We start from the raw sequence: 10,619 nt of genomic DNA, 5'->3' as shown, positions 1-10,619 counted from the left end.
TTCCTTCCTCGATCAAGCACTTTCACTCGCCTGGGCCACAAACAACACCACTTGCCATGGACTGCTGGCCAGCCTGGAAGCCGGTGCGGCAATCAGCAACGGCAACTGCCCGTCGAACCATTGGCCTTCGGCCGTCACCACGAACAACCGCGTATCGTCGCCGACGCCGTAGGCTACTTGCTCATTGCGACTCATGGCCTGATGGGACAAACCGCTCATGCGCTGACGGCTGAGCAACGGGATGTGCGGCTGCGAGGCGATGATCGCTCCGCTCAGCCATTCGCTGGCGGCCTGTTCGCTGGCGCCATTGGGCATGCGCAAACCGATGACCAGCCGTTGGCTCGGTTGGTCGTCGGGCAATTGAATCGAGAAGGATTGTTCGTTGCGCTCGAACGCCAGGCTGCGATAGCCGGCGCGGATCAGTTCGAGGGTCTTTTCCAGCCAGTCGAGCACCGTTTCATAGCCGCGCTGCAACTCCAGAAAATCCAGCGGGGCGAACGCCGGAACACCCGCCAATGGATCGAGCGCCGACCAGGCGCCGGTCAGCCCGAGCAGCGAGCCATACAGCGCCTGCGGCGTGGCCACGCGACTGTTCAGCAGACCTTCGACTTCCGGCAACCGCGCCCACAGCGCGGTCAACTGACGCCGGATTTCCATCGAATCATCCTGATTGCCGGCCTGCTGCGCCTGGCGCAAGCGACCGGCGAGGAACATGCATTTCTCCCGCGCCCTGGCACACAGTCCCGCCACGCGCCGGCCCACCACCGATTCGGGTAACAGGCACGGCGTCGGTGGTGTGTAAGGCAACGCAAGAAAACCGCCGCCTTCCTTGCGAATTCTCAGCAGCGGCAGGCAGACGGAATCGGCCTTGTTCAGTTGCGTGCACAAACGCGGATTCGGGCGCCACACCGTGATCGATTCGGGGTACTCGCCGCTGGTGAGATCCGGCAGCGCATCGCCGACCACCGACTGCAATCGCCCCTTGAGCGGCAGTAACTGACCGGCACGCCACAGCGGACTGACCGCCAGGTAAACGGTGACAGTGGCGTTGTCCGTGGCGTCGATCGCTTCACTGACGTCGAGCTCCAGCATCGGCCCGACACCGGCCTGCAAATTGACCGGCAAACCGTCCGGCAACGTCGCCTGCAAATTGAGCAGGCGCACCAGCCCGGCGCTCAGTGCCGAGGGATCGAATTCAATGCGGGTCACGCCCCAGAACCACGGATTACATGCTTGGGCGAAATGCGCTACCAACGCCTCGGCCCGCAGCCCTTGCAACTGAAAATGCTGGGGCAGCAACTGCATGCCCTCATGCCAGCAAACCGCGTCAGGAAGCAGACTCATACGATTCCCTTCGACCTCTCGTGACGCCGCACCAATGGCGGCCTGGCTCCTACATGTCTGTTTACGCGCCTTAATCCCCCGGTGTTCAGTTCGGGTGGTCGCTGACCAGTGTCATCTCGCGACTGTCGAACTTGAGCCAGGCGTTGCTTTGATCGTCCAGCCGCAACCGGTGTGCTCCGGGAGTGGTATAGCTGGCGAAGACTAAAAGTCCAGCCGCCCGCTTCCCCCCCAGCGGAAAGGGTTGTTTGTCGATGAATTGACCCGGCACCAGCTCCAGTCCCCAGACTGTCATCAGCTGTCGGTAGTCGCGCTGATACTGCTCACGCTCGGCGAACCACTGGCGGGCGGTGATACCCGACAATTGCTTGAGCAGATCTGCGTCGTTCACCGCAATGAAGTCCACCGCAATCGGGGTGTCGTCGTTGGCGCGGGGCGCGACGTCGAGCGTCAGGTTATCGAGATCGACGCGAGGCCCGAACAACGAACACCCGGCGAGTGAGAGGAGCAGAACCAAAGAAAAGAGACGTGCGTACAAAATGAATTTTCCTTTTCTCGACACGGTCCAAAAACGTTTTTCGTTTGCTTTTTTATAGACCTGTTCTAGCGTCTTGGGTAGTTCGGTCGGCACGACGAATTCGGAAGGTTCGTCAAAGGAATGACAGGTCCTCTGCCCTCCCTTTCTAACCTACGGTCCAGTAAGGGAATGCGATGAAACGGGCCTCCCGATGCATTGCTCCCGCCTCATGCATCGGAGTCAGCCACCATGGCAGAAAGTACTCAGCACAAGCTAGACAGGGTTCGCCCACCCCGGGTGCAAATCACCTACGACGTCGAAATCGGCAACGCGATCGAGAAGAAAGAATTGCCATTGGTTGTCGGTATTCTTGCCGACCTCTCCGGCAAGCCTCTCGAACCACTCCCGAAATTGAATGAACGGCGTTTCACCGAAATCGACCGCGACAACTTCAATGAAGTCCTCGCCTCGATCGGCCCGCGCGCCACTTTGCAGGTCAACAACACCCTCAGCGGCGACGACAGCAAGCTCAACATCGAGCTCAACTTCAAACACATCGATGACTTCGACCCGGTCAAGGTGGTCGAGCAAGTCACGCCGCTGCGGCGTCTGTTCGAAGCTCGCCAGCGTCTGCGCGACCTGCTGACCAAACTCGACGGCAACGATGATCTGGACAAGCTGTTGCGTGACGTCATTGCCAACACCGAGGGACTGCAAGAGATCAAGTCGGCTCGTCCGGACACCGCCGCTCCCGCTCCTGCTGGCGACAGCGAAGCACCGGCTGAACCGCAAGCCTGATCGCTCATCCACCCAGGGAGAATTTTGCCATGCCCGCCTCATCCGCCGCCCAGACCCAAGCCAGTGACAGTGCAAGCGAGACCTTGTCCTTGCTCGATGAAATAATCGCCAAAGGCCGCATGGCCCATGACGACAGCCAACAGGATTACGCCCGCGACATGCTCGCGGAATTCGCCACCCAGGTCCTCGATGAAGGCATGGCCGTCGACAAGGACACCGTGGCGATGATCAACGACCGCATCAGCCAGATCGACGAGCTGATCAGCGCTCAACTGAACGAAGTGCTGCACCACCCGGACCTGCAGAAACTTGAAGCCTCCTGGCGCGGCCTGCACTTGTTGGTTAAGAACACCGAGACCAGTTCCCGGCTGAAATTGCGCCTGCTCAACGTGACCCAGAAAGAGCTGCAGAACGACCTGGAAAAAGCCGTCGAGTTCGACCAGAGCGCGCTGTTCAAGAAGATCTACGAAGAGGAATACGGCACCTTCGGCGGCCACCCGTTCAGCCTGTTGGTGGGTGACTACACCTTCGGCCGGCACCCGCAGGACATCGGCCTGCTGGAGAAACTGTCGAACGTCGCGGCGGCCGCCCATGCGCCATTCATTGCCGCCGCCAGCCCTCGGTTGTTCGACATGAACAGCTTCACCGAACTGGCCGTGCCACGGGATCTGTCGAAAGTGTTCGAGAGCCAGGAGCTGATCAAGTGGCGCTCGTTCCGTGAAAGCGAAGATTCGCGCTACGTATCGTTGGTGCTGCCGCACTTCCTGCTGCGCCTGCCTTACGGTCCTGACACGTCGCCGGTGGAAGGCATCAACTACGTCGAAGACGTCAACGGCAGCGACCACGGCAAATACCTGTGGGGCAACGCCGCGTGGGCCTTGTCGCAACGGATCACCGAAGCCTTCGCCAAATACGGCTGGTGCGCGGCGATTCGCGGTGCCGAAGGCGGTGGTGCGGTGGAAGGCCTGCCGGCCCATACCTTCCGTACAACCTCCGGCGACCTGTCGCTCAAATGCCCGACCGAAGTGGCGATCACCGACCGTCGCGAGAAAGAGCTCAACGACCTCGGCTTCATCGCCCTGTGCCACAAGAAAAACAGCGACGTGGCGGTGTTCTTCGGCGGCCAGACCACCAACAAGTCCAAGGTCTACAACACCAACGAGGCGAATGCCAACGCGCGGATTTCGGCGATGCTGCCGTACGTGCTCGCGGCCTCGCGTTTCGCGCACTACCTGAAGGTGATCATGCGCGACAAAGTCGGCAGTTTCATGACCCGCGACAATGTGCAGACCTACCTCAACAACTGGATCGCCGACTACGTGCTGATCAACGACAACGCGCCGCAAGAGATCAAGGCGCAGTACCCGTTGCGTGAAGCCCGGGTGGATGTGACCGAGGTCGCCGGCAAGCCCGGAGCCTACAAGGCCACGGTGTTCCTGCGGCCGCACTTCCAGCTTGAGGAACTGACCGCGTCGATCCGCCTGGTCGCGACCCTGCCGCCACCGGTAGCCGCCTAAAGTCGGTGAAACCTCTGTGGCGAGGGGGCTTGCCCCCGTTGGGGCGCGCAGCGGCCCTTGCTTTTAGGTCTGCTGCGCAGCCCAACGGGGGCAAGCCCCCTCGCCACAGGTTAAGGGTTCGGCAACCGTTCACGTGTCTAAATTGAATTTCTTCAGGAGTTTCATGCGATGGATGCAATCATTCTCGACCTCGGCGGCGACATCAAAGGCGATAGCTTGCTCGAGGGTTACAAGGACAAGATCGAAGTCATGTCCTACAGCCACAACGTGGCCATGCAGGTGACCAACGACGTCAGCAACTCGGAGCGCACCTCCGGCAAGCCGCACATCGGCGAGTTCACCCTGACCAAGTTCGTCGACAGCTCGACGCCTTCCCTCAACGAGTATTGCTGCGCCGGCAAACCGATCCCCGAAGCCAAGATCACCATCGGCCGTAACGCCGCCGAAGGCAGCGGTCAGCTGATGCCGTTCATCATCTACACCCTGACCAACGTGGTGCTGTCCAACGTCAGTGTCAGCGGCGGCACGGGTGGCAAACCGGTGGAAACCATTTCCCTGAACTTCACCAAGATCAAGTGGGAGCTCACCGCCCAGAAAGACGACGGCACCAAGGAAGGCACGGCCGCCTCGACCTGGGACATGGCCGCCAACAAGCTCGTCAAGTAAGCGGACGCGTCGGCCATGGCAGGCACCGGCATGCTCCCACCGTTGTTCGTGCGCCTCGCCGCCAGCGAGGTCGACACCGTGCAGGTGTTCGATCGCCAGGGGCTGCTCGACTCGGTGCACACGGAGTTGCTGCGCCTGTTCAATACCCGACGCGGCTCACGTCCGCTGACCTCTCCACCGAGCATTCTCGACTACGGCATCGCTGACTGGACGGCCTTGCAACAGCAGCGCAGCGATGACCGTCGTCAGTTGGCGCGGGAAGTCCGCGAGGCGATCACCCATTTCGAACCGCGCCTGCAACTGGGCGAGGTCCAGGTCAATCCGGTCCCCGGCCATCCGCAGCAACTGAGCATTCGGCTGGTGGGCGAGTTACGCAGCGGCCAGCAGCACTGGCCCGTGGCCTTTGTCATCGAGAAGGCCAGCCATGGTCTTGAGGTGCGTCATGAGCGACTCGATTGACCCGCAACTGCTCGATTACTACCAACGCGAACTGACCTGGCTGCGCCACGCCGGGAGCATTTTTGCCGAGCGATATCCCAAGGTCGCCAGACGCCTGGAACTGTCCCCCGGTGAATGCCCCGACCCACATGTCGAGCGGCTACTTGAAGGTTTCGCCCTGCTCGCGGCACGCCTGCAACGGCGGCTCGATGACGACTATGCCGAGTTCAGCGACGCCTTGCTCGAACAGCTTTACCCGTTGGCCATGCGGCCGCTGCCGTCCTGCGCGATCGTGCAGTTCGAGCCGGACCCGAGCAAGGGCAACCTGAACGATGGTTATCCATTGCCCCGCGACACACCGCTATTCGTCACCACCAGCAAAGGCGAGAGCATCCACTTTCGCACCAGTGCTGCGGTTCGATTGTGGCCGGTGGAAATCAACGAAGCGCTGCTGCTGGGCAGCGATGAAGCCCAGGCCCTGACCGGTGTGGCGCAAGCACGCTCGGCCTTGCGCCTGAGCCTGCGTTGCCTGGGTGAGAGCCAGTGGTCGACGCTGGCCATCAAACAATTGCGCGTGCACCTGGCCGCCTCACCGGTGATCAACGCCTGCCTGTATGACCTGCTCGGCGCCCACGCGGTGAAGGTGCTGGCCGGACCGGTCGGCAGCGTGCCGGTCATGCTGGCGGGGTTACCGCAAATCGTCGGTTTTGCCAGCGACGAAGTGCTGTTGCCGGACGAGGACGGCGTGCATCCGGGCATGCGCCTGCTCGCCGAGTACTTTGCGTTCCCGGACAAATTCAACTTCTTCGACATTCCATTGGCCGGCGCCTCCAGCGACAGCCAGACGCTGTACCTGTACATCGTGTTCGACCGCGCCCCGGCCAACCGCCTGCACCTTCAGGCCAGCGACTTCGCCCTGGGCTGCGCACCGGTGATCAACCTGTTTCCACGAACCTCGGAACCACTGCGCCCGGACGGCACCCGCAGCGAGTATCGCCTGGTCGCCGACAGTCACCGGGAAAACAGCGTCGAGATCCACAGCATCCGCGCCATGCGCGCCAGCTCAAGCCAGGGCGTGCAACGGGTGCCAGCGTATTACGGCAGTCAGCATATCGGCGGCGACAAACAATGCTATTGGCATACGCGGCGGGTCAGCGGCATGACCCCGAATCGCCTGGGCACCGACCTGATGGTGAGCCTGGTGGACACCCGGCTCGATCCATTGACCGAGGCCAGCGAATACAGCCTCACCGCCGAACTGCTGTGCACCAACCGGCACCTGGCCCAGAGCCTGCCCGCCGGCACGCCCCTGGGTTTCGAACGACCGGGGCCGGTGGCCTGGGCCCGTTTGCGTAACCCGCCGAGCCCGCAGAGTTTGCCGCGACTGGACGGCGAATCGCGCTGGCGGCTGGTGTCGCAACTGACCCTCAATCATTTGTCACTGGTCGAGGGGCCGCAGGCGCTGGATGCCCTCAAGGAAATCCTCCAGTTGCACAACCTGCGTGACGAGGCCAGCGCCTTGCGGCAAATCGACGGCTTGTTGAGCCTCGGCTGCGAACGGGTGATCGCCCATGTTGGTGAAGACGCCTGGCGCGGCTGGCGCAATGGGCTGGAGGTTCAGCTGCAACTCGATCCGCAGCATTTCGTCGGCAGCAGCGCGGTGTTGTTTTCCGCGGTGCTGGCGCAGTTCTTTTCACTCTATGCCACGGCCAATCGCTTCGTGCGTACGGTCCTGGTCCAGTCAGACAAGGAGGTCAGGACATGGCAACCCCAAGCTGGCATGCCGCTGTCCCTCTGAGCCTGAGCCAGAAGCTACGGCGTGATCCGCAGGCGTTCGAGTTGTTGCAGGCGTTGTTGCTGCTGGAACGCGAACACCCGCAAGCCGAATCCCTGGGCAGCGGCACCGCCCCTCAAGCAGAAGCCTTGCGCCTGCGCGGGCCGTTGACGCCGCTGTTTTCCGCCAGTGAAATTGAAAGTCTGACTCAGGAAGCTGACCAGCCACCGACGCTCACGACACCAGTGTTTGGCCTCGGCGGGCCGGACGGCCCCCTGCCCTACGCCTATCAGGAATGGCTGCAACAACGGGCCCGGGCCAAGGATCACGCTCCGGCCGAATTCCTCGACCTGTTCCAGCATCGCTTGCTCAGCCTGCTGTACAAGGTGATGCGCAAACACCGGATCGCCGTCGGCTTCACGGCCCCCGGCGCGTCGCCGGTGCAGGCGCAACTGCGGGCCCTGACCGGGCTGTTGCCCAAAGCCTTGCAGGAACGCCAGGCTGTGCCCGACTCTGCGGTACTGGCGTGCAGCGCGCTATTTGCCGACGGTCGTCGTTCCCTGGCCGGTTTCGCCGCGATCGTGCGCGAGCACTTCGAACTGCCAGTAGAACTCAGCGCCTATGAAGGTGCCTGGCGGGAAATCCCACCGGCCAGTCGCAGTCGACTGCAACCGGGCGGGCGCAACCTGCAACTGGGTCGTAACGCGGTGGCCGGCACTCGGGTCTGGGATGAACACGCCGGCATCCGTCTGACCCTTGGCCCACTGACCTCGGCGCAGGCGGCGCGGTTTCTGCCGGACGGTGAAGCCCATCCGGCACTGGCCAGTCTCAGCGCGCTGTATTTCGGCCCCGACCTGGATTGCACACTGGTGCTGTTGGTGCGCGGTGCCAGCCCGATGAAACTCGGTCGTCAGGCCCCGCCCTTGCTCAGTTGGAACGGCGGCCTGCAACGCCAGACCAGCCTTGCCGTGCAACGGATCGAAACCCGCCTTCGTCAGCTGGAGATCACCTGAACATGGAACTGGCCAGCCTGATCGGACGCCTCAACCCGGACAACCGCCGCGCCCTCGAACGGGCCGCGCAGCGCTGCCTGCAACGGGGTCATCATTACGTCGAAATCGAACACTTGCTGCTGGAGTTGCTGGACATCGAGGGCGGCGACTTCGCCTGGCTGCTGCCGCGTTTCGGCCTGGAGCGCGATGCCCTGACGGCGGAAATCAACAAGGCCCTGGAACTGTTCAAATCCGGCAGCACCCGCACCCCGGCGCTCTCGGCACACACCATCGGCCTGCTTGAAGACGCGGTGGTTCAGGCCAGTGTGCTTGGCCTGGAGAGCATCCGCTCCGGTTTGCTGCTGCTGGCCCTGCTCGACCGTGATGAACGTCGCAGCCTGCTGCTCAATAGCGCCTCGTCGCTGTTGAAAATTCCACGGGAAGCCTTGCGCAGTAATTTGCTGGAGTGGACCGAAAACTCGCGCGAACACGTTGGCGGCACGCGGCCGGTCAGTGCCAGCCATCCGCAACCGAAACAGGATTCAGTGCTCGACCAGTTCACCCAGGACCTGACCGCCGATGCCCACGCCGGGCGCATCGACCCCATCGTCGGCCGCGACGGCGAGATTCGTCAGTGCATCGACATCCTGCTGCGCCGTCGGCAGAACAACCCGATCCTGGTCGGCGCACCGGGGGTGGGCAAAACGGCGGTGGTCGAAGGCTTGGCCTTGCGCATTGCCGCCGGGGATGTGCCGCCGTCGTTGCAGGAAGTCAGCCTGCGGGTACTCGACCTCGGTCTGTTGCAAGCTGGCGCCGGGGTCAAGGGCGAGTTCGAGCAGCGCCTCAAAGGCGTGATCGACGCGGTGCGCAGCGCCGACAAACCGATCATTCTGTTCATCGACGAAGCCCACACCCTGATTGGTGCTGGCGGCGCGGAAGGCGGCAGCGACGCGGCCAATCTGCTCAAACCGGCGCTGGCCCGTGGCGAGTTGCGCACCCTGGCCGCGACCACCTGGCTTGAGTACAAAAAATACTTCGAGAAAGACCCCGCCCTCGCCCGGCGATTTCAGTTGGTGCAAGTCGAGGAGCCGGACGAAATCACCGCAGTAGAAATGCTCCGGGGCGTGGCTGCGAAACTGGAACAGCATCACGGTGTGCAGGTGCTCGACGCGGCGATCCACGAAGCGGTGAAACTGTCCCACCGCTACATCTCCGGGCGCCAATTACCGGACAAGGCCATCAGCGTGCTCGACACCGCGTGTGCCCGGGTCGCCCTCGGTCAGCATGACGTGCCGCCTCCGCTGGAAAGCCTGCGTCACCGCCAGCAAAGCCTCAAGGAGGAAGTCGAACGCCTGCGCCGCGAGCAGGCCACCGGGCTCGATCACCGTGAACGCATCACCCTGCTGGAAACCGAATCCGTGGGTAACGTGCAGGCCATTCGCGAACTGGAAACCCGCTGGAACGAAGAACGGATCGCCGTGCGCGAACTGCTGGAAACCCGTCGCGAATTACTCACCTTGAGCGAACGCGCCGACAACGATAAACCGGACGAAGCGACTGATAGCCGCATCGATCATCTGGCCGCCGAACTGGTGCGCCTGGAGGCCGGGCTGGACGCCATTCGCCAGGACGATCCGCTGGTGCCGGAGCAGGTCGACGGCAAAACCGTGGCTGCGGTGATCGCCGGCTGGACCGGCATCCCGGTGGGCAAGATGCTCGCCGACGAAGCCCACGCCGTGCGCACCCTCGGCCAGCGCATGGGCCTGCGGGTGATGGGCCAGAGCTCCGCGCTGAACACCATCGCCCAACGCCTGCAAGCCTACCGCGCCGGACTCACCGACCCGCAAAAACCGGTCGGCGTGTTCCTGCTGGTCGGCCCCACCGGCGTCGGCAAAACCGAAACCGCTTACGCCCTGGCCGACGCGCTGTATGGCGGCGAACGCAACCTGATCAGCATCAACCTTTCCGAATACCAGGAAGCCCACACCGTCAGCCAACTCAAAGGCGCACCGCCCGGCTACGTCGGCTACGGCAGCGGCGGTGTACTCACCGAAGCGGTGCGGCGCAAACCCTACTCAGTGGTGCTGCTCGACGAAATCGAAAAGGCCCACCCGGACGTGCTCGAAGCTTTCTACAACGTCTTCGACAAAGGGGTCATGGAAGACGGCACCGGGCTGGTGGTGGACTTCAAAAACACCGTAATGCTCGCCACCAGCAACGTCGGGGCTGAGTTACTGCTCGACACACCGACCGCGCAACTGGGCACCGATGCCTTCAACGAAGCGCTGCATCACGTGCTGCTGAAAGCCTTTCGCCCGGCGTTTCTGGCGCGCATGACGGTGGTGGCGTATCGACCGCTGGATGAAGCGACGCTGGAAGGGATTGTGTTGGCGAAGCTGGAGAAATTGCGCAGCCGGTACAAGGCCGCGACCGGCAAGCAGTTTGAGTTCGATGCCGGGATCGTGCAGGCGGTGTTGGCCAAGTGCAGCGCAGCGGGTGCGAGGGATGTCGAGAATGTGTTGATGACGCAGGTGACTGGGAAACTTGCGGAGTGGGTGTTGGAATAACTGGAGGAG

General features: G+C 62.7%; 9 protein-coding genes. 7 read left to right on the top strand and 2 right to left on the bottom strand.

Going from position 1 to position 10,619, the window contains the following annotated elements; genetic code table 11:
- Nucleotides 1-12: 12 nt before the first annotated feature.
- Both tssK and AC1DQM_RS00895 read right to left on the bottom strand, forming a co-directional pair.
- Nucleotides 13-1,344: a type VI secretion system baseplate subunit TssK gene (tssK, locus tag AC1DQM_RS00900; protein WP_477745678.1), complete on the bottom strand. Its 1,332-nt coding sequence runs from the start codon at nucleotides 1,342-1,344 to the stop codon at nucleotides 13-15.
- A gap of 85 nt (nucleotides 1,345-1,429) precedes the next feature.
- The gene (locus tag AC1DQM_RS00895) at nucleotides 1,430-1,879 is read right to left on the bottom strand and encodes a hypothetical protein (RefSeq protein WP_007937709.1); all 450 of its coding nucleotides are present in this window, start codon (nucleotides 1,877-1,879) and stop codon (nucleotides 1,430-1,432) included.
- A gap of 228 nt (nucleotides 1,880-2,107) precedes the next feature.
- Between AC1DQM_RS00895 and tssB the strand changes: the two genes are divergently transcribed.
- The 7 genes from tssB to tssH all read left to right on the top strand — a co-directional run bounded on the left by tssB (nucleotide 2,108) and on the right by tssH (nucleotide 10,610).
- A complete protein-coding gene (gene tssB, locus AC1DQM_RS00890; RefSeq protein WP_026331704.1) occupies nucleotides 2,108-2,656 on the top strand; it encodes a type VI secretion system contractile sheath small subunit in 549 nt (182 codons plus the stop codon).
- 29 nt (nucleotides 2,657-2,685) lie between these two features.
- Entirely contained in the window at nucleotides 2,686-4,173 is a 1,488-nt protein-coding gene (gene tssC, locus AC1DQM_RS00885) for a type VI secretion system contractile sheath large subunit (RefSeq protein WP_019648924.1), read from the top strand.
- Between the two features lie 168 nt (nucleotides 4,174-4,341).
- Nucleotides 4,342-4,839 carry an Hcp family type VI secretion system effector gene (locus AC1DQM_RS00880; RefSeq protein WP_007937704.1) on the top strand — a complete coding sequence of 166 codons (498 nt, stop codon included), beginning with the start codon at nucleotides 4,342-4,344 and terminating at the stop codon, nucleotides 4,837-4,839.
- 15 nt (nucleotides 4,840-4,854) lie between these two features.
- Nucleotides 4,855-5,298, top strand: coding sequence for a type VI secretion system baseplate subunit TssE (gene tssE / locus AC1DQM_RS00875; RefSeq protein WP_477745677.1), 444 nt, complete (start codon nucleotides 4,855-4,857; stop codon nucleotides 5,296-5,298).
- Entirely contained in the window at nucleotides 5,282-7,075 is a 1,794-nt protein-coding gene (gene tssF, locus AC1DQM_RS00870) for a type VI secretion system baseplate subunit TssF (RefSeq protein WP_477745676.1), read from the top strand. The genes tssE and tssF overlap by 17 nt, the downstream gene beginning before the upstream one ends.
- On the top strand, nucleotides 7,039-8,064 hold the full coding sequence (tssG, locus tag AC1DQM_RS00865) for a type VI secretion system baseplate subunit TssG (RefSeq protein WP_477745675.1): 1,026 nt from the start codon (nucleotides 7,039-7,041) through the stop codon (nucleotides 8,062-8,064). Before tssF ends, tssG begins: the two co-directional genes overlap by 37 nt.
- Before the next feature lie 2 nt (nucleotides 8,065-8,066).
- Entirely contained in the window at nucleotides 8,067-10,610 is a 2,544-nt protein-coding gene (tssH, locus tag AC1DQM_RS00860) for a type VI secretion system ATPase TssH (protein ID WP_477745674.1), read from the top strand.
- Nucleotides 10,611-10,619 lie beyond the last annotated feature (9 nt).

This window comes from Pseudomonas sp. 01L34 (genome assembly GCF_056400265.1).
The sequence above is the reverse complement of the archived record's forward strand: the minus strand, read 5'-3'. Positions and strand labels throughout refer to the sequence as shown.

Coding starts and splice junctions, on each gene's coding strand:
- tssK (WP_477745678.1), bottom strand. CDS start 1,344: ATGAGTCTGCTTCCTGACGCGGTTTGCTGGCATGAGGGCATGCAGTTG.
- tssB (WP_026331704.1), top strand. CDS start 2,108: ATGGCAGAAAGTACTCAGCACAAGCTAGACAGGGTTCGCCCACCCCGG.
- tssC (WP_019648924.1), top strand. CDS start 2,686: ATGCCCGCCTCATCCGCCGCCCAGACCCAAGCCAGTGACAGTGCAAGC.
- AC1DQM_RS00880 (WP_007937704.1), top strand. CDS start 4,342: ATGGATGCAATCATTCTCGACCTCGGCGGCGACATCAAAGGCGATAGC.
- tssE (WP_477745677.1), top strand. CDS start 4,855: ATGGCAGGCACCGGCATGCTCCCACCGTTGTTCGTGCGCCTCGCCGCC.
- tssF (WP_477745676.1), top strand. CDS start 5,282: ATGAGCGACTCGATTGACCCGCAACTGCTCGATTACTACCAACGCGAA.
- tssG (WP_477745675.1), top strand. CDS start 7,039: ATGGCAACCCCAAGCTGGCATGCCGCTGTCCCTCTGAGCCTGAGCCAG.
- tssH (WP_477745674.1), top strand. CDS start 8,067: ATGGAACTGGCCAGCCTGATCGGACGCCTCAACCCGGACAACCGCCGC.